At 43.7% G+C, this 24,987-nt stretch carries 19 protein-coding genes and 1 tRNA gene; 6 read left to right on the plus strand and 14 right to left on the minus strand.

Going from position 1 to position 24,987, the window contains the following annotated elements; all coding sequences use genetic code 11:
- Nucleotides 1–71: 71 nt before the first annotated feature.
- Nucleotides 72–147: transfer RNA gene (locus AAFM34_RS14860), tRNA-Gly, on the minus strand.
- A gap of 179 nt (nucleotides 148–326) precedes the next feature.
- Nucleotides 327–872, minus strand: coding sequence for an oligoribonuclease (orn, locus tag AAFM34_RS14865; protein WP_341664161.1), 546 nt, complete (start codon nucleotides 870–872; stop codon nucleotides 327–329).
- A gap of 109 nt (nucleotides 873–981) precedes the next feature.
- Here orn and rsgA point away from each other — a divergent pair, with 109 nt between their 5' ends.
- From rsgA to AAFM34_RS14890, 5 genes are all read left to right on the plus strand, one after another.
- Nucleotides 982–2,037 (plus strand): small ribosomal subunit biogenesis GTPase RsgA, encoded by a 1,056-nt coding sequence (gene rsgA, locus AAFM34_RS14870; protein WP_341664163.1) that lies wholly within the window; start codon nucleotides 982–984, stop codon nucleotides 2,035–2,037.
- 101 nt (nucleotides 2,038–2,138) lie between these two features.
- Nucleotides 2,139–3,005: an archaetidylserine decarboxylase gene (gene asd, locus AAFM34_RS14875; protein ID WP_341664165.1), complete on the plus strand. Its 867-nt coding sequence runs from the start codon at nucleotides 2,139–2,141 to the stop codon at nucleotides 3,003–3,005.
- 169 nt (nucleotides 3,006–3,174) lie between these two features.
- Entirely contained in the window at nucleotides 3,175–4,596 is a 1,422-nt protein-coding gene (locus tag AAFM34_RS14880; protein WP_341664167.1) for an SLC13 family permease, read from the plus strand.
- Nucleotides 4,597–4,889: 293 nt separating this feature from the next.
- Nucleotides 4,890–6,422 (plus strand): 2,3-bisphosphoglycerate-independent phosphoglycerate mutase, encoded by a 1,533-nt coding sequence (gpmM, locus tag AAFM34_RS14885; RefSeq protein WP_341664169.1) that lies wholly within the window; start codon nucleotides 4,890–4,892, stop codon nucleotides 6,420–6,422.
- Nucleotides 6,423–6,692: 270 nt separating this feature from the next.
- Nucleotides 6,693–7,832 carry a murein hydrolase activator EnvC gene (locus AAFM34_RS14890; RefSeq protein WP_341664171.1) on the plus strand — a complete coding sequence of 380 codons (1,140 nt, stop codon included), beginning with the start codon at nucleotides 6,693–6,695 and terminating at the stop codon, nucleotides 7,830–7,832.
- Nucleotides 7,833–7,840: 8 nt separating this feature from the next.
- On the opposite strand, the gene AAFM34_RS14895 is transcribed toward AAFM34_RS14890, so the two are convergent.
- The 4 genes from AAFM34_RS14895 to nudC all read right to left on the minus strand — a co-directional run bounded on the left by AAFM34_RS14895 (nucleotide 7,841) and on the right by nudC (nucleotide 11,920).
- Nucleotides 7,841–8,800, minus strand: coding sequence for a DHH family phosphoesterase (locus tag AAFM34_RS14895; RefSeq protein ID WP_341664173.1), 960 nt, complete (start codon nucleotides 8,798–8,800; stop codon nucleotides 7,841–7,843).
- Between the two features lie 72 nt (nucleotides 8,801–8,872).
- Nucleotides 8,873–9,508, minus strand: a complete 636-nt coding sequence (locus AAFM34_RS14900) for a TetR/AcrR family transcriptional regulator (RefSeq protein ID WP_341664175.1) — start codon at nucleotides 9,506–9,508, stop codon at nucleotides 8,873–8,875.
- Between the two features lie 273 nt (nucleotides 9,509–9,781).
- Nucleotides 9,782–10,849 carry a uroporphyrinogen decarboxylase gene (hemE, locus tag AAFM34_RS14905; RefSeq protein ID WP_341664177.1) on the minus strand — a complete coding sequence of 356 codons (1,068 nt, stop codon included), beginning with the start codon at nucleotides 10,847–10,849 and terminating at the stop codon, nucleotides 9,782–9,784.
- 291 nt (nucleotides 10,850–11,140) lie between these two features.
- Nucleotides 11,141–11,920 (minus strand): NAD(+) diphosphatase, encoded by a 780-nt coding sequence (nudC, locus tag AAFM34_RS14910; protein WP_341664179.1) that lies wholly within the window; start codon nucleotides 11,918–11,920, stop codon nucleotides 11,141–11,143.
- 178 nt (nucleotides 11,921–12,098) lie between these two features.
- Between nudC and rsd the strand changes: the two genes are divergently transcribed.
- Entirely contained in the window at nucleotides 12,099–12,593 is a 495-nt protein-coding gene (rsd, locus tag AAFM34_RS14915) for a sigma D regulator (RefSeq protein ID WP_341664192.1), read from the plus strand.
- A 90-nt stretch (nucleotides 12,594–12,683) separates the two neighbouring features.
- On the opposite strand, the gene rpoC is transcribed toward rsd, so the two are convergent.
- From rpoC to secE, 8 genes are all read right to left on the minus strand, one after another.
- Nucleotides 12,684–16,886, minus strand: coding sequence for a DNA-directed RNA polymerase subunit beta' (gene rpoC, locus AAFM34_RS14920; RefSeq protein ID WP_341664181.1), 4,203 nt, complete (start codon nucleotides 16,884–16,886; stop codon nucleotides 12,684–12,686).
- Between the two features lie 75 nt (nucleotides 16,887–16,961).
- Nucleotides 16,962–20,990: a DNA-directed RNA polymerase subunit beta gene (rpoB, locus tag AAFM34_RS14925; protein WP_341664183.1), complete on the minus strand. Its 4,029-nt coding sequence runs from the start codon at nucleotides 20,988–20,990 to the stop codon at nucleotides 16,962–16,964.
- A gap of 232 nt (nucleotides 20,991–21,222) precedes the next feature.
- A complete protein-coding gene (rplL, locus tag AAFM34_RS14930; RefSeq protein ID WP_160933042.1) occupies nucleotides 21,223–21,591 on the minus strand; it encodes a 50S ribosomal protein L7/L12 in 369 nt (122 codons plus the stop codon).
- Nucleotides 21,592–21,648: 57 nt separating this feature from the next.
- Nucleotides 21,649–22,143 (minus strand): 50S ribosomal protein L10, encoded by a 495-nt coding sequence (rplJ, locus tag AAFM34_RS14935; protein WP_114788009.1) that lies wholly within the window; start codon nucleotides 22,141–22,143, stop codon nucleotides 21,649–21,651.
- A gap of 277 nt (nucleotides 22,144–22,420) precedes the next feature.
- A complete protein-coding gene (gene rplA / locus AAFM34_RS14940) occupies nucleotides 22,421–23,122 on the minus strand; it encodes a 50S ribosomal protein L1 (RefSeq protein ID WP_152429400.1) in 702 nt (233 codons plus the stop codon).
- Nucleotides 23,123–23,126: 4 nt separating this feature from the next.
- Entirely contained in the window at nucleotides 23,127–23,555 is a 429-nt protein-coding gene (gene rplK, locus AAFM34_RS14945; protein ID WP_026084318.1) for a 50S ribosomal protein L11, read from the minus strand.
- A gap of 165 nt (nucleotides 23,556–23,720) precedes the next feature.
- Nucleotides 23,721–24,269, minus strand: coding sequence for a transcription termination/antitermination protein NusG (gene nusG / locus AAFM34_RS14950; RefSeq protein WP_114788007.1), 549 nt, complete (start codon nucleotides 24,267–24,269; stop codon nucleotides 23,721–23,723).
- Nucleotides 24,270–24,282: 13 nt separating this feature from the next.
- Nucleotides 24,283–24,663, minus strand: coding sequence for a preprotein translocase subunit SecE (gene secE, locus AAFM34_RS14955; protein ID WP_341664189.1), 381 nt, complete (start codon nucleotides 24,661–24,663; stop codon nucleotides 24,283–24,285).
- Between the last annotated feature and the right edge of the window lie 324 nt (nucleotides 24,664–24,987).

Raw genomic sequence — 24,987 nt, forward strand, 5'->3', positions numbered from 1 at the left:
GTAAGGTTGCGCTCTAATAACTGAGCGAGTGTCGCTTGCTTCACCATTAAGTATGGTGACAACTAAAAATTTGGAGCGACACACGAGGTTCGAACTCGTGACCTCAACCTTGGCAAGGTTGCGCTCTACCAACTGAGCTAGTGTCGCATTCACAACGTTTACGTCGTGTAGGGCTGCGAATTATAAGAGCATTTTTTTGTGATGCAAGTCCTTACAGTAAAAAAAACTGTTTTTTTTTCCGTTTGATGAAAAAGAACACAAAACCAAGTTAGTCTAGTTCAAGAAAGACTGTTTAATGACTTGCAACGGTTTGGAAAAGCAGCCTGTTATACTTTGAAAACAGTTTGTCGATAGTATTTCAACTCAGCGATTGACTCACGTATATCATCCAAGGCTAAGTGACTTCCTGATTTAGAAAAGCCCGTCAATATTTGAGGCTCCCAACGATGAGTTAATTCTTTTATGGTACTCACGTCGATATAACGATAATGAAAGTACTCTTCAAGTTGCGGCATATGCTGATAGAGAAAGCGTCTATCTTGTCCAACGCTGTTACCACAGATAGGCGAAGCGCCTTTAGGAACCCATTTCTCTAAAAATTTTATAGTCTGTTCAATGGCTTCTTGCTCAGTAACCTGACTTGCTCTCACTCTCGCCACTAACCCACTGCCAGTGTGAGTTCTAACACACCACTCATCCATTTTGGCAAGTTCTTCTTCAGATTGATGGATGGCAAGTACTGGCCCTTGAGCTAGAATGTTTAATTCACTATCCGTAACTATGGTAGCAATTTCAATGACTTTGTGTGTATCAGGGTCTAAGCCAGTCATTTCTAGATCAATCCAAATTAAATTTTGATCGCTAAAGGACATAAATCGTTGCCTATTGGTTTTATGCTAAAAAAGGTACTATACCCAAATTCTGATCCTCAGGATAGATAACCTAGGGTTCATCTAGATCAATATAGTTAAGTAGACAATTGTGGCAAAAAAGAAAAAGCTAACCAAAGGTCAAGTCCGACGAGTGCGAAGTAATCAAAAACGCAAGCTGACCAAAGAAGAAACGTTTCAGTGGGAAGAATCCATGCTGTGTGCAGCACAGAAAGGGTTGGTAATTACTCGCTTTGGGCAACATGCCGATATTGAAGATACTGAGAGTGGGCAAGTGCATCGCTGTAACTTACGGCGTGGCATTGAAACTCTAGTATCTGGAGATAAGGTTGTCTGGAGGCCAGGTCTTGAATCGATGGAAGGCATTAATGGCGTTGTAGAAGCTGTTGAACCACGCAGTTCTGTTTTAACTCGTCCGGATTACTATGATGGTTTAAAACCCGTGGCTGCTAACGTAGACCAGATGGTGATTATTTCCTCTGTGCTTCCAGAGCTGTCGCTTAATATCATCGATCGCTACTTGGTTGCAGCTGAAACACTCAACATAGCACCATTATTAGTACTCAACAAAGTCGACCTTCTGGACAAAGAGCAACGTATTCAATACCAACAATGGTTAGAAGAATACCAACGCATTGGCTATAAAGTATTGCTAGTGAGTAAGCAAACAGCAGAAGGTATAACCGAACTCGAAGCTGAATTAAAAAATAAAGTGAATATTTTCGTTGGTCAATCTGGTGTCGGAAAATCAAGTTTAGTCAACGCATTAATGCCTGATTTTAATGTCGAGGAAGGTGAAATTTCGCAAAACTCTGGATTAGGTCAGCATACAACGACTGCTTCTCGTTTGTATCACATCCCAACTGGCGGCGACTTAATCGATTCCCCAGGAGTTCGAGAATTCGGCCTTTGGCATTTAGCCGCTGAGGAAGTCACCAAAGCATTTGTTGAATTTAGACCTTATCTAGGTGGCTGTAAGTTTCGAGATTGCAAACACAAGGACGATCCAGGATGCACGGTTCGAGAGGCGGTTGATAACCACGAAATCAGTGAAACACGATTCGAAAACTACCACCGAATTCTCGATAGCATGATAGAGGTGAAAGCTAATCGCCAGTATTCAAGGAACAAAAAAGCTGACCTCTAAACGAAATTAACCACTGGGAGTGCTGACTTTACTGGTAAAGTTAAGTAGTATCTCACGCCCCAAAGCAAGCAAACATTCGGTTAACATTGGAATACATAACAATGGATAAAATCAAAGTTGGACTACAGTATTGGATCCCTAAACACGCTTTGACACGTTTAGTCGGCAAACTCGCATCGGCCGAAGCTGGTGGTCTAACAACCGCCGTTATTCGCTGGTTTATCAAACAATACAATGTCAATATGGATGAGGCAAAGTACTCAGATCCTAAACACTTCAAGACCTTCAATGAATTTTTTGTTCGTGAGTTGAAAGAAGGTGCTCGTCCGATTTGCTCTCAAGAAGACATTCTTACTCATCCAGCTGATGGCTGTGTGAGTCAGTTTGGGCCTATCCAAGATGGGAAATTGATTCAAGCCAAAGGCCACAGTTACACTGCACTGGAACTACTCGGAGGAGATGCCAAACTTGCTGCAGAATTTGCCGATGGTAACTTTGCCACCATTTATCTTTCGCCGCGTGATTATCACAGAGTCCATATGCCATGCGACGCAACTCTGCGCCAAATGATTTATGTACCTGGTGACCTATTTTCGGTTAACCCTCTCACGGCAGAAAATGTACCTAATTTGTTCGCCCGTAATGAACGAGTAGTGTGTATTTTCGATACCGAATTCGGCCCTCTAGCTCAAGTGTTAGTCGGTGCTACCATTGTGGGTAGTATTGAGCAAACATGGGCTGGAACTATCACGCCACCTCGCGGCAACACTGTCTACAAGTGGGATTACCCAAGCGAAGGCGCTAGATCTGTCGTGTTAAAGAAAGGCCAAGAGATGGGACGCTTTAAATTGGGATCGACCGTGATTAACCTCTTCGCAAAAGATAGTATTAAGTTCGATGATTCTATGGCCAATGGCCACTCTACCGTAATGGGAACACCTTACGCCTCAAACTCATCAAATAAGTAAGCTCAGTTCTAATATAGCTAACGCTCTGATTTTCAGGGCGTTTTTTGATCTAGAGCAAAATCACCACAAACAGCATGATCACAAGTGTAAACTTTTATCCAAGTCTAATACATTAACGTTAAGATTCTTTATCCTAGGGAGCATCTTGACCTAGCTTGGTTGAATCTGCATGCCCAAACACGCCCGAATACTCACCGCTAAACTTATATTTTGCTTTGCACTTCCATTATTAGTTTTGCTTTTACCAACAGAGCAAATGCCAATCGAAGGTCTCACTCTCATACAACATCGACTTTTAGGTATATTTTTATTAGCAGCACTTCTTTGGATACTAGAGCCAGTACCTGTATTTGCAACTTCAGTGCTTATTATTGCTCTTGAACTTATCATGCTCTCTGACAAAGGGTTACAATTTTTTCGTATTGCTAAACCAGAGCAAAGCTTGGGAGAATTAATCCCATACAGCGATATTTTAAATACTTTTTCTTCACCCATTATTATCCTCTTTATGGGTGGGTTCACCCTTGCCATCGCAGCCTCAAAATACAATTTAGATAAAAACTTAGCGCGTGTTCTACTGCGACCTTTTGGCGCCCAGCCCAAATTTATAATGCTGGGTCTAATGTTAATCACTGCTGCTTTTTCGATGTTTATGTCCAATACTGCAACAACCGTAATGATGCTAGCACTCGTCAGCCCAATTATTGCCCTTGCTCAAAAAGAGCAAGTAGGCATTAAGGCGTTAATTCTGTGTATTCCAGTCGCGGCAAATACGGGAGGAATCGCTACCCCTATTGGCTCACCTCCAAACGCGATTGCACTCCAATACCTAACTAAAGAAAATAGTATCGATTTCCTCAGTTGGATGATGATAGGGCTTCCTTTTGTCGTTGTTCAACTGATCGCTGCTTGGTTTCTATTGCAAAAATTATTTCCATCTCAAGTTAACTTTCTGATTCTAGAACTCAATGGGCAGTTTCAGCGCAGTTGGCAAGCCATTGTTGTCTACATAACCTTCTCCAGCACTGTTTTACTCTGGATGACCACCCAAGTTCACGGTATGAATACGTATGTGGTTGCTATGGTTCCTCTGGTGATATTTACATTAACAGGCATCATAGGTAAGGCAGAACTCCAACAAATAAACTGGGATGTACTTTGGTTAGTGGCCGGAGGTATCGCTATCGGTATGGCACTCGATAAAACAGGACTTGCCGCGGTACTTGCCAATGCCGTCGATTACCAGTCTCTTGCGCCAATAAACCTAGTGATAACTTTATCCATCATTTGTTGGTTAATGGCGAATTTTATGTCGAATACAGCAACAGCAAACCTACTCATGCCAATTGCAGCTGCTATTGGAACCTCAATGGATAACCTTACTTCTATTGGTGGTCTGCAAGGGCTTATGGTGGTAGTTGCCTTCTCCGCATCTCTTGGCATGATTCTTCCGGTTTCTACTCCGCCTAATTCACTCGCTTATTCAACTGGATTAATCGAAAGTAAAGATATGGCAAAAGTTGGGGCAATACTGGGTATTTTGGGCTTACTCATCACCTATACTGGCGTCATCTTGCTGGGGGCACGATAAATTCAAGCAGAAAATGTTGATTGATATTCAAATTCAATCATATGGGTATCATTAGTTATACTCTATTAGAGTAATCGTTAATAACCGCTTTAACTTTCTTTTTTTTCAGCGACAATAACCTTATAGATAGGAAACCTTATCTCACCAAAATCACAGTAGAAGCGTAAGTGAAAGATAGCAACACGACTTCCCCAATAATCTTTGATCTTTACCTACAGTTTTGGCTAAGAAATGTAGTAAAATTACGCTAATTTTGTTTCCTAAGTTACTTTGAATTTGACGAGGACATCACTATGTCAGCTAAGAAACCATTGGCTCTTGTAATTCTTGATGGGTATGGGCACCGAGAAGAGACTGCCAGCAACGCTATTGCGAATGCTCATACACCGGTAATCGATAGCCTACTTGCTAACAACCCTAACACCTTGATCTCAGCCTCTGGCCTTGATGTCGGCCTACCAGATGGGCAGATGGGTAACTCTGAAGTGGGTCATACCAATATTGGCGCTGGACGAGTTGTGTATCAAGATCTCACCCGAATCACTAAATCCATTGCTGATGGTGAATTTGAATACACTCCAGCACTCGTTGAAGCCATCAATGCCGCTGTAAAAGCGGATAAAGCCGTTCATATTATGGGACTCATGTCTCCTGGTGGCGTTCATTCTCACGAAGATCACATTTATGCTGCGGTAGAAATGGCAGCTAAGCAAGGCGCAAATAAAATCTACTTACATTGTTTCCTAGATGGCCGTGATACTCCACCACGAAGCGCTGAAAACTCGCTTAAACGTTTTGACCAGCTATTCGAGCGCCTCGGTAAAGGCCGAATAGCCTCTCTCGTTGGTCGTTACTATGCGATGGATCGTGACAACAACTGGGAGCGTGTTGAGGTAGCTTACGATCTCCTAACACAAGCGCAAGCTGAGTTCCAATCTAGTTCAGCTGTTGCAGGGTTACAGGCCGCATATGAACGCGGTGAGAATGACGAGTTCGTTAAAGCAACATCAATCAAAACAGCAGAGCAAGAAGAAGCACTGATGCAAGAGGGCGATGCGGTTATCTTTATGAACTACAGAGCCGATCGTGCCCGTCAGATCACGCGTGCCTTTGTTCCAGAGTTTGAGGGGTTCACTCGCAAAGCTTTACCTAACATCCACTTTGTTATGCTTACACAGTACGCAGCGGATATCCCTCTTTCTATCGCCTTCCCACCAGCTTCTTTGGAAAATACCTATGGTGAGTGGCTATCGAAACAAAGTCATACTCAATTGCGTATATCAGAAACAGAAAAATATGCTCACGTTACTTTTTTCTTCAACGGCGGTGTTGAAACTGAGTTTGAGGGTGAAGAGCGCCAGCTAGTAGCATCTCCTAAAGTGGCCACCTATGACTTACAACCTGAAATGAGCTCAGCAGAGTTAACCAAAAAAATGGTCGCAGCCATTGACTCTGGTAACTATGATACCATCATCTGTAACTACCCTAATGCAGACATGGTTGGCCACACTGGTGTATATGAGGCTGCTAAGTCAGCTATTGAAGCACTAGATACCAGCTTGGGTAAAGTTGTTGAAGCGATACAAAAAGTCGGCGGACAAATGTTAATCACCGCAGACCATGGCAACGCCGAGATGATGGTCGATCCAGAAACAGGAGGCACCCATACTGCACATACCAATCTACCTGTACCACTTATTTATGTTGGTGATAAACAGATTGAGTTCAAACAGGGTGGTAAACTTTCCGATCTGGCTCCAACTATGTTATCACTTGCCGGTCTGCCTATTCCTAAAGAAATGACAGGTGAAGTGTTAGTCAAATAACCAGTAATACTCAAAATATAGGCCTGCTAACCTAACTATTATTTATACTAGACGCAGGCCTTTAAGCTGTTTTTCTACTGGATAGCGCTGAGTAAACCCACGGTCTTGTCCTATCAAAGTTCGGTACTTAAATACCAGAAAACTGACTTCATATCTCACTAACGTCTCGTTTTTATCTACAGATAAACAAGTTTTGACATTACTCTTTCTTCGTGGGAATGTGTTTAGTTATACTAACTTTCAAACAAGGACTGAGGATTTCCCCTTCGCATGGCAATACAGCAATTAAGACGAACATTAGCCTTACCTATACTTGCTGGATTGGTATGCATTACTTTAACTTCCTTAGCCTTTCCAGTATGGTCTTCATCGCCTAATGAGCTTAAGGGTGTCAGCAATGAAATTTCAAGACAGAGACAGTCACTAAGCTCTCAACAGAAAAAACTCGACTCTCTCAATAAATCACTAAAAAAGCAAGAGCTTAGTATTGTTCGCTTAGAAAAAGAGATTCGACAGGCCAAAGCATCCCTACATAAAACCAATCGAAGTATCTCTGCCCTGGAAAAACGTATTGCTTCATTAGAAAAACAAAAGCGACAACAAACAGAAGTGTTGGCAGAACTTTTACAAACCTACTACGCAACACAAAGAGCAAAGTCTTCAGCTAACATCCTCAATCAAGGGGTTGAGGAAGACAGGATCAGTCAATATTTTCAACATTTAGCCAAGAAGCGAGCAATCACTATTGAACAGATAGAGAAAACCGTTAGCGAACTTACCAAAAGCGAAACACAATTAAAGCTCGAGCAGAAACAAATTACCAGTTTACTTGATGAGCAGGAACAAACACGTAGGCGTCTAACCAAAGAGCAATCTAAGCGGAAAGGGACTCTCAGTAACATCAAGAAGAACATCTCTAATGATAAGGTCTATCTCACAGAGCTCCAACGCAATGAGACAAGGCTAAAAGCTGAAATCGCTAAGGCTGCAAAACGCAATAAACCCATACCTATGGATGGTTTAGCCAAGCAAAAAGGACGCCTTCCTTGGCCAATTAAAGGGACAGTTCTGCATAATTACGGCTCTCGTCAAACAGGACAAATAAATTGGAAAGGCATGGTGATTAACGCAGCTTATGGGCAAGCCGTCAAAGCAGTTTACTCGGGCACTGTAGTGTTTTCAGACTATTTGAGAGGGTATGGCCTAGTGATCCTGCTCGATCATGGTAAGGGTGATATGACCTTATATGGCTTTAACCAAAGTTTGCTAAAGAAAGAAGGTGATAAGATCTCAGCAGGAGAAACCATTGCTCTTGCAGGGGATACTGGTGGCCAGCCAAAAGCGTCACTTTATTTTGAGATTAGGCGCAATAGTAAGGCTCAGGATCCCAAAGCGTGGCTTGCTCGATAATGAAGACCTTATTGGCTATAAAATTTTTCCACTTTAGATATAAGTGTCGTTAGTTGCGCTTTGGCCAAGGTATTAATACCACCAGATCCAGCACGTCCTCCCCCCGAAATAAACTGCGCACACAAGTCTCCAGCACCACATCTATTATTACTGGGAGCCCGCAGTGACACTTTAAAGCTTCCATCTTGATTATGGGTAAGAACAATATGCGCCAAATCAGGGGATTGATTAGATAGCCAGTTTCCATACACCCCACTAATACGCCTTGAAGCCGCGCTATCGGGCAGCTCAACGACTAAAAGGCAATGGCTTTGATACAAAGGCTGTATTGAAATCACTTGGTTAAAATCTTGCTGGTACGACTCGCGCAGCACTGGATAAGGAGATAGAGGGTCGCTCAGAACAGCAAAAGGGTTTTCATAAGCCAATAGCTTTCGATACAGCTCATCTGGGCGAAAGTTTAAATCGTCTAAAGTAGCGCCATAACCATTGTAATTAATCAAATCTCCGAGCTCGCTTAGCTGCACTCTTTCAGCTTCACTTAATCCTGCGGCGATTGCAAGCTCATCAGCCTTAGCAGATAAGTTGTCACCATACGCAGCCACAATGGCCCAATAATGAAACCTTCCACCAAGCAACTTATCTATGATCAAAGCCGTACATACATTGGCATCCAAATCAATATGCGCGTCTAAACTAGGATCTTGAGGTATTTTTTCTGCTTGATGATGATCTGCGTAGAATACAGATGCGCCGCTAGCCAATATCCGCTTTAGCCCAGCCATATTACTTCGCATAGATATATCTAATACGGTTAGAGTATCTCCCAAGCGGCAATGCAAAGTATCCAAAAGCTTGATATCTCGCTTTAATCCAGTGACCAAGATAGCCTCTTTCGGCTCAGCTAAGCGAAGTTGAAGTAGTGATATGATGCCATCAGCATCACCATTAAACACGTCGTAATGCATAAAAACCCCTTAAAGATCATTATGACACTTTAAGAGGTTTCGTGGGACTATGACAATCACATTTAGTTATGGTTAAGCATGAATCGCTTTAACACCATCCTCAAGCAACTGTAACTGCTCTAGTCCTTGAGAAGTAGCTTTAGGTTTTACTACCGCAATCATCTGCAACATACCCTGATGAATTACTTGTTCGGTAATGTGCGTCTTTTGTGACATTGCAGAGCGGTAACCAAGCCAACTAGAAGCGATCAAATGTAAAGTGGTGACCAGAGGCTTCATTTCATGCTCTTTCACCGCAAGCAGATCAAGTTCAACAAAAGAGCGCATAATATTGACTAAATTGGTCTGCAATTTTTCTTGAACGAGAATGTATTCTTCATGCAATTGCTCATCTCGCTGCAAAATTTCAGGCAGGTTGGCATAAAAAAAACGGTACTTCCACATTAACTTGAAGATCGAGTCCAGATAGTGTTTAAGCAAGACCAAGCTTTCTTGATGTCCATGAATAGGCGAAAAGCGCTCCAATAATTCGTTGGAATAAAGGGCGAAAATTTCACGCACAATTTCCTGTTTATTACGAAAATGGTAATAGAGATTACCGGGGCTAATATCAATGTGTGCGGCGATATGATTAGTGGTGATGTTACGTTCACCATGTTCATTAAAAAGATTCAATGCGGCAAGCACTATTTTGTCACGTGTCTTCATGCGTTTCACGTATCCTCTGCAATTAATAATGTCAGTGTAATGTCGGTCTAACTGCCTTTCGAAGCTTATTTACTTAGCCGTTGCTCTGTTCCTTACGCAAAGTAATCATTGTCTTACGTCACCACTCTACAAGATTAATCCATGATTCAACAGTATGAAAACGCAAAGATCACATTAAAAATAGTGATATAAAACATAACAGTAGCTAGATAAGCTCAATATATTAACCACAAACTAAAAAGCGCCTGATTAGACCAGACGCTTAAATAGGTTTTATTGGTGAAAAGGCTTAGATAAGTCATGAACCGCTTCAACAAATACACCCGCGTTTTCCGGTGGTACATCAAGATGGATACCATGCCCTAAATTAAACACATGACCAGTCCCTGCATGCCCAAACCCTGCCAAAATATCTGCGACTTCTTGGCGGATTCTCTCTGGAGACGCATACAAGATTGACGGATCCATATTTCCTTGCAGTGCCACTTTATCTCCAACGCGGCGCACAGCTTCTTCAATGTTAATTGTCCAATCTAAGCCAATAGCATCACATCCCGTCGCTGCAATTTTTTCTAACCACATGCCACCATTTTTCGTAAACAAGGTGACAGGTACTCGGCGCCCCTCATTTTCTCGAATCAGTCCATCAACAATTTTTGCCATATATTGAAGTGAAAATAGATTGTAATCTCTTGGAGTCAACACCCCCCCCCAAGTATCAAACACCATAACAGACTGTGCTCCAGCTTTGATTTGAGCGTTAAGATATGCAATGACACTATCGGCAAGCTTGTCTAATAGCATATGCAGCGTTTGTGGGTCTGAATACATCATTTTCTTGATTTTAGTGAAAGCTTTTGAGCTGCCACCTTCGATCATATAAGTTGCTAATGTCCAAGGGCTCCCAGAGAAGCCAATCAGTGGAACTTCTCCTTTTAAATCCTTGCGGATCTGACGCACTGCATTCATTACATATTGCAATTCGCCTTCAGGATCTGGAACGCCTATTTTTTCTACATCAGCCTTACAAGTGATTGGGTTATCAAATACAGGGCCTTCGCCAGCCGCAAAACGCAGCTCTAGGCCCATAGCGTCTGGAATAGTTAGAATATCTGAAAATAAAATTGCAGCATCAAGAGGGTAACGACGCAATGGCTGAAGTGTAACTTCTGAGGCCAGCTCAGCGTTCTTACACAAAGACATAAAATCTCCCGCCTCAGCTCGGGTCGCTTTATATTCTGGTAAGTAGCGTCCTGCTTGGCGCATCATCCAAACTGGTGTGTAATCTACTGGTTGTTTTAAAAGAGCACGTAGATAACGATCATTTTTAAGTTCAGTCATTCCGTATTTCCAACTATTGAGCTTTTGTTTAGCGTCGTTATTCTAACACTGTTTAGTCTACAAAAGCGGCATGCTTTGCAACCTGGATCAAGTTATTAACGTTTAAATCAGCGCTTAATTTGCGCCCAAGCTGTAACAGTGTTAAAAATCCCCACGCTAGCGAAAAATAATAACTATAACCTGAGTACATGTGACTCAGCATCTCATAACGACATCTTACTTACCCCCTCCCTCTCGGAGGGTTTTTTTTGCATTTTAAACGGATGCAAGAAGATAAATTCGGGAGTATGTTTATTTAACACATTCCTTAATCGTCTCCTCGATTAACGCTCTTGCAATAGTTCCATGTGGAGCAATAGCAGGTAATGTATCGACTGAAAACCAACCAAGACTATCAATCTCTGAATAATCTGGCTTGAGCTCACCTTGTTGGTAATCAGCGAGAAAACCAACCATTAAACTGGATGGAAAAGCCCAAGGTTGACTGGAAAAATAGCGAATATTAGTGATATCGATACCCGTTTCTTCTTTCACTTCTCTTGCAACACATTGCTCAAGGGTTTCACCTACTTCGACAAAACCTGCGATAACCGTATACATACCACTTCGATGGCGAGCATGCTGAGCTAGCAAGATCTGGTTATCTTTACGCACAGCCACGATAACGCAAGGGAATATGCGTGGGTAATGCAAGGTTCGACAATCACCACATTGCATTGCCAATTGATTGTTATTGAGATAGTTTCTACCACCACAAATAGAGCAGAATCTCTGAGTTTGCATCATGTGGTTATACTGAACCGCCTTACTGATTAACAAAAAAATGGCTTCGGGTAAGTTTAAACAATCACGTAGTGAGGTTAGGCCATGATCCTGTTCGACTTCATCTGCATTTAACCAGATGACAGGGAGGTTTTCATACTCGCCTATTTGCTTTCCTATGTCCTGCGGTAGAGATAGCTGTTTGGCCGTTCCACAAGGTAATTTGTTGTTAACCAACCATACTTCACTTCCCGATACAAGACACCAATAGGCAGTATCTATTGGTTTTCTATCATTTTTGCTTAACATTACCGACCCTCTGTACTTGCAGTTCATTCATTTTACTGGCAATCTTAATTCATACCAGAGTTTGTAGTAGAGCGAGTTTCTGGCTATAAACTCTAGTAAGAACGAAAAGTTTTGCTCTGCACCGGCTTTGGGAGTCAAAGCGTAATTGTCACTGCAAAAGTGGCTCGATCATGAGGATATGGTCATGCTGAATAAATTCAAACAAACACAAGAACAATGGGGTGGCTCGAGTGAACTTATTGATCACTGGCTCGAGACTAGGCAATCGCTTATCGTTGAGTATTGCAAACTTGCTTCACTTCAACCCACGTCAGTAAAAACAACACGTTCGTCACTCCCTACTGCAGACGAGCTCCAAGTTTTTTGCCAACACCTCGTCGATTATATCTCGGAAGGACATTTCAAGATTTATGATATGGTGATGGATAAATGGCGTTCAACTGGCTTTGAAGCGACAGAGGAAATCAATGCAACCTATGGGCGAATCGTTCTTACTACCGACCCATTGCTTAATTTTACCGACAAATATGCTGCAGTTGCAGAGGATGAACCACTGGAGTCTTTTGATAGTGATTTATCGCTAATTGGCGAGATATTGGAAGCTCGTTTTGAGGTAGAGGATCAATTGATTCAATTAATCGCAGATAGTTTGGCTGTTCCTCCCGGAGCCTAGGCTCACAATTTAACTTTCTCCCTTCCAAGCTGTAAACAGTTCAAACAAAAAAGGCACCCAAAGGTGCCTTTTTTAACGCTTTACACGCTCTTACTCATCAACTGAGAAGCCTGCATTAAGCAAAGCAGCCAAGTTATCTGTTGCTTGTTCAACAGATGGGCCTTCTTGCTCTTCAACACGTTTCGCTTGACGATCTTGGTGGTAAGCGAAACCTGTACCTGCTGGAATCAATCGACCAACAATAACGTTTTCTTTCAGACCACGTAGTTCATCACGCTTACCAGAAACTGCTGCTTCTGTTAGTACGCGAGTCGTCTCTTGGAACGATGCCGCAGAAATGAAGGATTCTGTTGCTAGAGACGCTTTAGTGATACCAAGTAGTTCACGTTCAAAGCGAGCAGGTTCTTTACCTTCGGCTTCAAGCTGACGGTTTGCAATCTTAACGTTCGCATATTCAACTTGCTCACCCGCTAGGAACTCTGAGTCACCAGCAAAAGTAATAGTACACTTGCGAAGCATTTGACGAACGATAGTCTCAATGTGCTTATCGTTAATCTTAACGCCCTGTAAGCGGTATACTTCTTGAACTTCATTCGCGATGTACTGAGTAACGGCATGGATACCACGTAGACGTAGAATGTCATGCGGAGACTCTGGGCCATCTGCGATAACATCACCACGTTCAACTTTCTCACCTTCGAAAACGTTGAGCTGACGATGCTTAGGAATCATCTCCTCGTAAGTGTCTCCGCCTTCGCGAGTGATCACTAGACGACGCTTACCTTTGGTCTCTTTACCAAAGCTCACAGTACCTGTGTGCTCTGCAAGAATCGCAGGCTCTTTTGGCTTACGAGCTTCGAACAAGTCAGCAACTCGTGGTAGACCACCAGTAATGTCTCGGTTTCCGCCAGATTTCTGAGGTATACGAGCAAGCGTATCACCGACACCAACTTCAGCACCATCTTCAATGTTAACAATCGCTTTACCAGGTAAGAAGTAATGCGCTGGCATATCAGTGCCAGGGATCATAACATCCTTTCCTGCTGCATCAATAAGTTTGATCGCAGGGCGCATGTCTTTGCCTGCTGCTGGTCTAGCAGCCGCTTCGGTAACTTCACTAGAAGATAGACCTGTGAGATCATCCGTTTGACGAGAAACCGTCACACCATCAATCATATCGACAAACTGGATACGACCTGCCACTTCAGTGATGATTGGCATGGTATGCGCTTCCCAGTTCGCCACTGTTTCACCAGCTTCAACAGCGTCGTTGTCGCCTTTGCTAAGCAGTGAACCATATGGAAGTTTGTGCTTCTCTTTCGTACGGCCAAATTCGTCAATGATGGTTAGCTCAGATGCACGAGAAGTGATCACAAGCTTGCCTTGTTTGTTAGTTACGAACTTAGCGTTATGCAGCTTAACAGTACCTGTGGTCTTCACTTGAATGCTGTTTTCGGCTGCAGCCGTCGATGCCGCACCACCGATGTGGAACGTACGCATGGTTAACTGTGTACCCGGTTCACCGATAGACTGAGCAGCAATAACACCCACTGCTTCGCCTTGGTTCACTAGGTGACCACGTGCAAGATCACGACCATAACACTGTGAACAACAACCAAAGTCTGCATCACAAGTTACTACTGAGCGAACTCGGATTTTATCTACAGAGTTGTCTTCCATGATTTGACACCACTTCTCATCAATCAGAGTATTACGTGGAATCAAAACATCTTCAGTGCCTGGCTTAAGAACATCTTCAGCAACTACACGACCAAGAGCTAGCTCAGAAAGTGCAACTTTAACGTCACCACCTTCAATATGAGGCATCATGTCGATACCCTCATGAGTGCCACAGTCATGGTCATGAACTACAACATCTTGAGCAACGTCTACTAGACGACGAGTCAGATAACCTGAGTTCGCTGTTTTCAGTGCCGTATCCGCTAGACCCTTACGAGCGCCGTGCGTTGAGATAAAGTACTGAAGTACGTTCAAGCCTTCTTTAAAGTTCGCAGTGATCGGCGTTTCGATGATAGAACCATCTGGACGCGCCATCAGACCACGCATACCTGCAAGCTGACGAATCTGAGCTGCAGAACCACGAGCGCCTGAGTCAGCCATCATATAGATGCTGTTGAACGATTCTTGCTGTTCGCCTTCACCTTCGCGGTTAACCACTGTCTCTGATGACAGGTTTTCCATCATCAGTTTTGCAACGCGATCATTGGTCGATGCCCAAATATCGATAACCTTGTTGTAACGCTCACCCGCTGTAACAAGACCGGATTGGTACTGTTCTTGGATTTCGCGAACTTCTGCTTCCGCTTCTTCGATTTCAGTGTATTTCGCATCTGGTACAACCATGTCGTCGATACCAACAGAAACACCTGAAAGCGCTGCGTATGCAAAACCGGTATACATGATTTGGTCAGCAAAGATAACTGTGTCTTTCAGACCCAGCTTACGGTAAGCCTCGTTCAATAGGTGAGAGATTTGCTTCTTACCTAACTTTTGGTTAACGATGCTAAACGGAAGACCTGCAGGCACAATTTGCCACAGCATTGCACGACCGATAGTTGTATCAACTAGCTTAGTCTCAGTAGTGCTGTTGCCGTCTTCGTCTTTCACTGTTTCAGTGATGCGAACTTTAACGCGAGCATGCAGCTCTGCAGACTTGGTACGATATGCTTTCTCAGCTTCTGCTGGGCTAGCAAGGTACATACCTTCGCCTTTGACGTTAATCTTCTCGCGCGTCATGTAGTACAGACCCAAAACAACGTCCTGTGAAGGTACGATGATAGGATCACCTGATGCTGGCGACAGAATGTTGTTTGTCGACATCATCAAAGTACGGGCTTCAAGCTGCGCCTCTAAAGTTAGAGGAACGTGAACCGCCATTTGGTCACCATCGAAGTCAGCGTTGTACGCCGCACAAACAAGTGGGTGTAGCTGAATCGCTTTACCTTCGATAAGTACAGGTTCGAACGCCTGAATACCTAGACGGTGAAGTGTAGGTGCACGGTTCAGTAGTACTGGGTGTTCACGAATCACTTCATCGAGAATATCCCATACAACAGCTTCTTCACGCTCTACCATCTTCTTAGCAGCTTTGATCGTCGTCGCTAAACCACGAGTCTCAAGTTTGCTATAGATAAATGGTTTGAATAGCTCGAGTGCCATCTTCTTAGGAAGACCACACTGATGTAGACGAAGGTATGGACCTACTGTGATTACAGAACGGCCAGAGTAGTCTACACGTTTACCTAAAAGGTTCTGACGGAAACGACCTTGTTTACCCTTGATCATATCAGCAAGAGATTTTAGAGGACGCTTGTTCGAACCTGTAATAGCACGACCACGACGACCGTTATCTAGAAGTGCATCAACAGACTCTTGTAGCATACGCTTTTCGTTACGTACGATAATGTCCGGAGCAGCAAGCTCTAATAGACGCTTCAAACGGTTGTTACGGTTGATCACGCGGCGGTATAAATCGTTCAGATCTGAAGTCGCAAAACGACCACCATCTAGTGGAACTAGAGGGCGTAGATCTGGCGGAAGTACCGGAAGCACAGTTAAGATCATCCACTCTGGGTTGTTGCCCGATTGAACAAATGCTTCAACTAGCTTCAAGCGCTTAGTGATTTTCTTACGCTTAGTCTCTGAATTAGTAGACTGAAGCTCTTCACGCATTTCTTCGATTTCGGCTGGCAGATCCATAGACGCAAGTAGGTCTTTGATCGCTTCAGCACCCATCTTAGCCGTGAATTCATCACCCCACTCTTCTAGACGATCTAGATACTCTTCTTCAGTAAGCATCTGAGATTTTTCTAGATCAGTCATACCAGGCTCTGTTACTACGTACATTTCGAAGTAAAGAACACGTTCGATATCACGTAGAGGGATATCCATAAGTAGACCGATACGAGACGGCAATGATTTTAGGAACCAGATGTGAGCAACTGGTGAAGCAAGTTCAATGTGGCCCATACGGTCACGACGAACTTTAGTTTGTGTAACTTCAACGCCACACTTCTCACAGATAACACCACGGTGTTTCAGACGCTTATATTTGCCACAAAGACATTCATAATCTTTAACTGGACCAAAAATACGCGCACAGAACAGACCATCGCGTTCAGGTTTGAACGTACGATAGTTGATCGTTTCAGGTTTTTTAACTTCACCAAAAGACCATGAACGAATCATGTCTGGTGAAGATAGACCGATTTTGATTGCATCAAATTCTTCGGTCTTATGCTGTGCTTTTAGAAAGTTTAATAAGTCTTTCACAATCAGCTCCTGTAAGGAGTTAAAAGGAGCTCACCCGCAAAAGTGAGCACCTTCAACCAAATAACCCCGTGGGGATTACTCTTCGTCTTCTAGCTCGATATTGATACCAAGCGAGCGAATCTCTTTCAACAATACGTTGAACGATTCTGGCATGCCAGGTTCCATGCTATGGTTGCCATCCACGATGTTTTTATACATCTTGGTACGGCCGTTAACGTCATCTGACTTAACCGTTAGCATTTCTTGTAGGGTGTAAGCAGCACCGTATGCTTCTAGTGCCCATACTTCCATCTCACCGAAACGCTGACCACCGAACTGAGCTTTACCACCCAGCGGTTGCTGAGTAACTAGGCTATATGAACCAGTAGAACGAGCATGCATCTTGTCATCAACAAGGTGGTTTAGTTTGAGCATATACATGTAACCAACGGTTACAGGACGCTCAAATGCATCACCAGTACGACCATCAAACAGAGTAAGCTGGCCAGATTCTGGCAGTTCACCCAGCTTAAGTAGTTCTTTGATTGACTGCTCAGAAGCACCATCAAACACTGGTGTTGCGATAGGTAGACCACCACGCAAGTTACTAACCAAAGTACGCACTTCATCGTCAGTCAAGGATGCAACATCAACTGTCTGACGAGTTTCGCCTAAGTCGTATACCTTCTGTAGGAAATCACGGAACTTAGCCAGTTCTTGCTGCTCTTTCAGCATTTGGTTGATCTTGTCACCAATACCTTTAGCTGCGAGACCTAAGTGGACTTCGAGGATCTGACCTATGTTCATACGAGAAGGTACACCTAGCGGGTTAAGCACGATGTCAACCGGCTGACCTTTCTCATCGTAAGGCATGTCTTCTACAGGGTTGATCTTAGAGATTACACCCTTGTTACCGTGACGACCGGCCATCTTATCGCCTGGCTGAATACGACGTTTAACCGCAAGGTAAACTTTAACGATCTTCAGTACGCCAGGAGCTAAGTCATCACCTTGAGTGATCTTACGACGCTTAGTTTCGAACTTCTTATCGAAGTCAGCTTTAAGCTCGTCGTACTGCTCTGCAAGTTGCTCAAGCTTAGTCTGCTGAGCATCGTCGTCTAGCGTTAGCTCTAACCACTTCTTGCGGTCAATAGCGTCAAGCTTAGCGTCAGTATAACCACCTTCAACAAGTACAGCTTTAACGCGGTTAAGTAGACCACCTTCTAGAATCTGGAATTCTTCAGTAAGGTCTTTCTTCGCTTCTTTTAGCTGCATCTGTTCAATTTCAAGCGCACGCTTGTCTTTTTCGACACCGTCACGTGTGAATACTTGAACATCGATGATGGTACCTGAAACTGAGTTTGGTACACGCAGTGAAGTATCTTTAACGTCTGATGCTTTTTCACCAAAAATGGCACGCAGTAGCTTCTCTTCTGGAGTCAGCTGAGTCTCGCCTTTTGGTGTTACTTTACCAACAAGGATGTCACCACCCTTAACTTCCGCACCTATGTAAACGATACCTGACTCGTCAAGTTTAGACAGAGCAGACTCACCAACGTTTGGAATATCGGCCGTAATTTCTTCAGCACCAAGCTTAGTATCACGTGCAACACAAGATAGCTCTTGAATGTGAATAGTCGTGAAACGGTCTTCTTGAACAACACGTTCAGAAACAAGGATCGAGTCCTCGAAGTTGTAACCATTCCAAGGCATAAACGCGATACGCATGTTCTGACCAAGTGCAAGTTCACCTAAGTCTGTTGAAGGACCATCGGCAAGCACATCGCCACGTGCAACAGGTTCACCAGGCATCACAGTTGGACGCTGGTTGATACACGTGTTTTGGTTTGAACGAGTGTATTTAGTTAGGTTGTAGATATCGATACCCGCTTCACCTGGGATCAACTCGTCTTCGTTCACTTTCACTACGATACGAGACGCATCTACAGACTGGATTACACCACCACGCTTGGCAACCGCTGTTACACCTGAGTCAACAGCAATATTACGCTCAATACCTGTACCAACAAGAGGCTTATCAGCCTTAAGTGTTGGAACAGCCTGACGTTGCATGTTCGCACCCATCAATGCACGGTTCGCATCATCGTGTTCTAGGAACGGAATAAGCGAAGCAGCGATAGATACTACTTGGTTAGTCGCAACGTCCATGTAATCAACATGGTCACGTGGGTGCAGACCAGATTCACCTTTCTGACGAGCTGTGATCAACTCTTCAGCAAATGTACCTGCTTCAGTCAGTACAGTGTTCGCCTGAGCGATAACGTATTGACCTTCCTGGATAGCAGATAGGTAATCAACCTCGTCTGTTACTACACCATCTACAACACGACGATACGGTGTCTCAAGGAAACCATACTCATTACAACGTGCGAATGCAGATAGCGAGTTGATAAGACCGATGTTTGGACCTTCAGGCGTTTCGATCGGACATAGACGGCCGTAGTGAGTTACGTGTACGTCTCGAACTTCAAAACCAGCACGCTCGCGCGTTAGACCGCCTGGACCCAATGCAGAGATACGACGCTTATGCGTTACTTCTGATAGAGGGTTGTTCTGGTCCATAAACTGAGACAACTGAGAAGAGCCAAAGAACTCTTTCACTGCCGCAGAAATTGGCTTAGCGTTGATCAAATCTTGTGGCATTACAGCATCTAGATCGCCCAAGCTTAGACGCTCTTTCACTGCACGTTCAACACGTACTAGGCCAACACGGAATTGGTTTTCAGCCATTTCACCAACGCTACGGATACGACGGTTACCTAAGTGGTCAATATCGTCGACTTCTCCAATACCGTTACGAATAGCAATGAGCTTCTTCATCACTTCGATGATATCTTGCTCGTCAAGTGTACCCTGCTCTTGTGCGTCTTCGCGCTCGATTGAGCTGTTGAACTTCATACGACCAACAGTCGAAAGATCATAACGCTCTTCAGAGAAGAATAAGCTATCAAATAAGGCTTCAGCGGCTTCTTTTGTTGGCGGCTCTCCTGGGCGCATCATGCGGTAGATTTCTACCAACGCAGAAATACGATCAACAGTACTGTCAATTCGTAGTGTATCTGACATGAATGGGCCGTGGTCTAGATCGTTAGTAAATAGAACTTCTAGTGCTTTGTGGCCAGCTTGAGATAGGTTCGCTAGTGCTTCAAGACTGATCTCTTGGTTAGCAGAAACAATAATCTCACCGGTTGCTTCATTGATATAATCTTTTGATGCAACTCTACCAACTATGTACTCAACAGGTACTTCGATATGTTCAACGCCATCTTTTTCAAGTTGACGGATATGGCGTGCTGTTACACGACGGCCCGTTTCCACATAGACCTTGCCATTAGCTTCAATATCGAATGATGCAGTTTCACCGCGCAGACGATCAGGAACCAGCTCCATAAGAAGGGTCTGGTCTTTCACCTCGAAGTTCACCTTCTCAAAGAAGATGTCTAGGATTTCATCTGTCGTCTTACCTAGCGCACGAAGAATGATAGATGCAGGCAGTTTACGACGACGGTCAATACGTACATATAAGTTATCCTTAGGATCAAACTCGAAATCAAGCCATGAACCACGGTAAGGAATGATGCGCGCATTGTATAGAACTTTACCTGAAGAGTGGGTCTTACCCTTATCGCTGTCGAAGAATACACCTGGGCTTCTGTGCAGCTGGGATACGATAACCCTCTCGGTACCATTGATAACGAAGGTACCATTGTCTGTCATAAGCGGTATTTCGCCCATGTAGACTTCTTGTTCTTTAATGTCTTTTACAGTACCTGCTGGCGCGTCTTTATCAAAGATGACTAGGCGTAGTTTTACACGTAGTGGTTTTGAATAAGTTACGCCGCGAATTTGACATTCTTTAACGTCAAAAACTGGCTCACCAAGACGGTAGCTAACGTATTGCAGCTCGGAATTGCCGTTATAGCTCTGAATTGGAAATACAGAACGGAAAGCAGCTTCAAGACCGTATTGACCTTCAGGATCCTGTTCGATAAATTTCTCGAACGAATCGAGCTGGATCGATAGCAGGTATGGAATGTCCAACACTTGTGGACGAGTACCAAAGTCCTTACGGATGCGCTTTTTCTCGGTATAAGAGTAAACCATGGGGTTCCTCAGCTCGCTGATAAGTGACCCAAACTGTCTAGAGTCATTCGTAGACAGTGACTAACAACTGTTTGACTGTAGTGACATTTCATAAAGCTGTCATGAAATGCTTTTTGCTAGGAACTTGGGTGCTCAAACAGCGGAAAAATCACCCAACCCCTACAGCGAAAAAAGGCCGGTGGTTGTAAAACCACCAGCCATTAGCCGCTAGGGCTAAGAAACTATGCAATAATTACTTAACAGTAACACTTGCACCAGCTTCTTCTAGCTGAGCTTTAAGAGCTTCAGCTTCATCTTTCTCGATGCCTTCTTTAAGAGGTGCAGGAGCGCCGTCAACTAGAGCTTTCGCTTCTTTAAGACCTAGGCCAGTCGCGCCACGTACCGCTTTGATTACAGCAACTTTGTTGCCGCCAGCAGATTCTAGGATTACGTCGAATTCAGTTTGCTCAGCAGCAGCGTCGCCACCAGCAGCACCGCCAGCTACAACAGCAGCAGCAGCAGAAACACCGAATTTCTCTTCCATTGCTTCGATTAGTTCAACAACTTGCATTACAGACATTTCTGCAACTGCATCTAGGATTTGCTCGTTAGTAATAGACATAACAATTCTCTTTTAAATCAACAATAAGTTTATTAAGCAACCAGAAAAAAGCAAGGCTTATGCCGCAGCTTCTTCTTTTTGATCGCGTAGTGCTGCGATAGTACGTACCAGCTTGCCTGCAGAAGCTTCTTTCATGCACATCATTAGGCGTGCGATTGCTTCGTCGTAAGTTGGTAGTGTCGCTAGTACTTCAGCGTCAGCTAGCGCACCTTCAAATGCAGCAGCTCTGATCTCGAAGTTTGAATTCTCTTTAGCGAAGTCTTTAAAAAGACGCGCTGCAGCACCTGGGTGCTCATTAGAGAATGCGATTAGAGTAGGACCAGTGAAAGTGTCAGTTAGACACTCGTAGTCTGTACCTTCAACCGCACGACGCATTAGTGTGTTACGAACAACTCGTACATAAACACCCGCTTCACGAGCTTGTTTACGTAGAGATGTCATCGCGCCCACTTCAACGCCACGAGAATCAGCTACAACTGCAGAAAGTGCACCACTGGCAGCTTCGTTGACTTCAGCAACAATTGCTTTTTTGTCTTGAAGGTTTAAAGCCATCTTGGATTTACTCCTGGTTGTCGTTACACCACTCACTATTATCACAACAGTGAGAGTTATTGAGGTGCTTCCCAGAAGAAAGGTAACTATTTACATAGAGCTTTCTGTCAGTTCGGGCACCATCTACGTAGGAAGATTAAGTCATCATTTATTAAAAATCAGACACCTACGGTCTTGGACGGAGACTGAGTCTTAATTCTTGTAGAACCAAAGTTCAGCCCCAACCACAAATATTAGGCGCGAAATTATACATAAATTTCACGCCTAAGCAAATAAATTATGCTTGAGTGTTCAGGCTAGCCTGATCAACAGCAACACCAGCACCCATAGTAGTAGAGATGCTTACTTTCTGCAGGAATGTACCTTTAGCAGAAGATGGCTTAGCTTTCTTCAGAGCAACTAGAAGTGCTTCTAGGTTCTCTTGGATCTGCTGTGCAGAGAAGTTTGCTTTACCGATAGTAGTGTGGATGATGCCGTTTTTGTCGTTACGGTAACGAACCTGACCTGCTTTAGCATTTTTAACTGCTTCAGCAACGTTAGGAGTTACAGTACCAACTTTAGGGTTTGGCATTAGACCGCGAGGACCAAGAATAGTACCTAGCTGACCTACAACGCGCATTGCATCTGGAGAAGCAACAACTACGTCAAAGTTCATTTCGCCTTTCTTCACTTGCTCAGCAAGATCTTCCATACCAACGATGTCTGCGCCAGCTTCTTTAGCTGCTTCAGCGTTTGCACCTTGAGTGAACACTGCAACGCGGATTTCGCGGCCAGTACCGTGAGGTAGTACAGTTGCACCACGTACGTTCTGGTCAGATTTACGAGCATCGATGCCTAGGTTAACAGCAACATCAACAGACTCAACAAACTTAGCAGTAGCTAGTTCTTGAAGAAGAGCAACAGCTTCGTTGATTTCGTATTCTTTAGTTACGTCAACTTTTTCGCGGATTACGCGCATGCGCTTAGTTAGTTTTGCCATGATCTTAACCCTCTACCACTAGGCCCATTGAACGAGCAGTACCAGCGATTGAACGCTTCATTGCTTCGATGTCAGCACCAGTCATATCTGCAGCTTTAGTTTCTGCGATTTCTTGGATTTGAGCGTCAGTTACCGTACCCACTTTTTCAGTGTTTGGACGACCTGAACCAGACTTAACGCCAGCCGCTTTCTTAAGAAGAACTGCTGCAGGTGGAGTCTTAGTTACAAAAGTGAAAGAACGGTCATTGTATACAGTGATAACAACTGGAGTTGGTAGACCTTTCTCGACCGATTCTGTTTTTGCGTTAAACGCTTTACAGAATTCCATGATGTTAACACCGTGTTGACCTAGAGCAGGACCAACTGGTGGACTTGGGTTTGCCATACCAGCAGCAACTTGCAGCTTGATATAAGCTTCAACTTTCTTAGCCATGATTTTTCCTAATTTTGGGTACTAACGCTAATCCGCTGATCAGCTCCCCGTTCATATAAATAACTTTCTACTTTCACCGAAGTAAAAAGGCGCGAAATTATAATCATAATTCGCGCCTCATACAAGCTTTTAAAGCTGTTTTTTTGTACTCTTTAAACTCTGGGTTTAGTCTAATTTTTCAACCTGACCAAACTCAAGTTCAACAGGTGTTGCTCGACCGAAGATAGAAACAGACACCTTCATACGGCTCTTCTCATAATCCACTTCTTCAACAGTACCGTTAAAGTCTGCAAATGGACCATCATTGACACGTACAACTTCACCGGCTTCGTACATAGTACGTGGACGAGGTGACTCACTCGCTTTTTCAAGGCGATTAAGGATAGCGTCAGCCTCTTTATCTGTGATAGGTGCAGGACGGTCAGAAGTACCACCAATGAAGCCCATGACACGAGGTACGCTGCGTACTAGGTGCCATGATTCATCGTTCATAATCATCTGAACAAGGACGTAACCTGGGAAGAACTTACGCTCAGACTTACGACGTTGACCTGCACGCATTTCGACTACTTCTTCAGTAGGAACAAGAACTTCACCAAACAGCTCTTCCATGCTGTGCATTTTAATATGCTCACGAAGAGACTGAGCGACACGGCCTTCAAACCCAGAGAAGGCTTGAACCACATACCAGCGTTTTTTGGGAGCTTCACTCATGAATTAAAACCCTCTATACCCCAGTCACAAAGTTGACAAGACGAACCATGATGCCGTCAATGCCCCAAAGTGCTAGAGCCATTACAATACTTACAGCTAAAACGATCAAGGTAGTTTGTATAGTCTCTTGGCGTGTTGGCCAAACTACTTTACGAACTTCCATACGAGATTCTTTAGCGAAATCAATCGCAGCCTTACCCTTTACTGTTGTAGCTGCCACACCTAACGCTGCTGCAATTAATACAACAACACCGGCAACGCGAATCACTACAGACATTTCACCATACAGGTAATTACCCACAACAGCGGCAGCTAGCAGAGTAAAAGTGATAACCCACTTAAAAATATCTACGCTATTTGAGCTATCAGGAGTTTCAGCATTATTTGCTTTCATAAAACCAACCTGTCAAAAGTCTTAATATAGACGACAACAACCCCGCTGCTGCAGGGCAAATCCATGAAACGACAACCTATTAGATTGGCGTACTCTTCTTATCACTCAATCACTTACCATAAAAAGTAAATGTTTACTTAATATTCACCTGTAGAAGAAACTGGCAAATATTATATTGAGTGCAGAAAAAGGGCATCAAATGATGCCCTTTTTGCTACTGCTTCGTCAAATCTTATTCAAAGATTTTCAGAAAGCTTCGCCAATTCTTGAGAATTAATCGAAGATCTTAGCAACAACACCAGCACCTACTGTACGGCCACCTTC

The sequence above is a fragment of the Vibrio sp. genome (assembly GCF_038138445.1).
Taxonomy (GTDB): domain Bacteria; phylum Pseudomonadota; class Gammaproteobacteria; order Enterobacterales; family Vibrionaceae; genus Vibrio.

Coding starts and splice junctions, on each gene's coding strand:
- orn (WP_341664161.1), bottom strand. CDS start 872: ATGTCCTTTAGCGATCAAAATTTAATTTGGATTGATCTAGAAATGACT.
- asd (WP_341664165.1), top strand. CDS start 2,139: ATGGATAAAATCAAAGTTGGACTACAGTATTGGATCCCTAAACACGCT.
- AAFM34_RS14880 (WP_341664167.1), top strand. CDS start 3,175: ATGCCCAAACACGCCCGAATACTCACCGCTAAACTTATATTTTGCTTT.
- gpmM (WP_341664169.1), top strand. CDS start 4,890: ATGTCAGCTAAGAAACCATTGGCTCTTGTAATTCTTGATGGGTATGGG.
- AAFM34_RS14890 (WP_341664171.1), top strand. CDS start 6,693: ATGGCAATACAGCAATTAAGACGAACATTAGCCTTACCTATACTTGCT.
- AAFM34_RS14895 (WP_341664173.1), bottom strand. CDS start 8,800: ATGCATTACGACGTGTTTAATGGTGATGCTGATGGCATCATATCACTA.
- AAFM34_RS14900 (WP_341664175.1), bottom strand. CDS start 9,508: ATGAAGACACGTGACAAAATAGTGCTTGCCGCATTGAATCTTTTTAAT.
- hemE (WP_341664177.1), bottom strand. CDS start 10,849: ATGACTGAACTTAAAAATGATCGTTATCTACGTGCTCTTTTAAAACAA.
- nudC (WP_341664179.1), bottom strand. CDS start 11,920: ATGTTAAGCAAAAATGATAGAAAACCAATAGATACTGCCTATTGGTGT.
- rsd (WP_341664192.1), top strand. CDS start 12,099: ATGGTCATGCTGAATAAATTCAAACAAACACAAGAACAATGGGGTGGC.
- rpoB (WP_341664183.1), bottom strand. CDS start 20,990: ATGGTTTACTCTTATACCGAGAAAAAGCGCATCCGTAAGGACTTTGGT.
- rplL (WP_160933042.1), bottom strand. CDS start 21,591: ATGTCTATTACTAACGAGCAAATCCTAGATGCAGTTGCAGAAATGTCT.
- rplJ (WP_114788009.1), bottom strand. CDS start 22,143: ATGGCTTTAAACCTTCAAGACAAAAAAGCAATTGTTGCTGAAGTCAAC.
- rplA (WP_152429400.1), bottom strand. CDS start 23,122: ATGGCAAAACTAACTAAGCGCATGCGCGTAATCCGCGAAAAAGTTGAC.
- rplK (WP_026084318.1), bottom strand. CDS start 23,555: ATGGCTAAGAAAGTTGAAGCTTATATCAAGCTGCAAGTTGCTGCTGGT.
- nusG (WP_114788007.1), bottom strand. CDS start 24,269: ATGAGTGAAGCTCCCAAAAAACGCTGGTATGTGGTTCAAGCCTTCTCT.
- secE (WP_341664189.1), bottom strand. CDS start 24,663: ATGAAAGCAAATAATGCTGAAACTCCTGATAGCTCAAATAGCGTAGAT.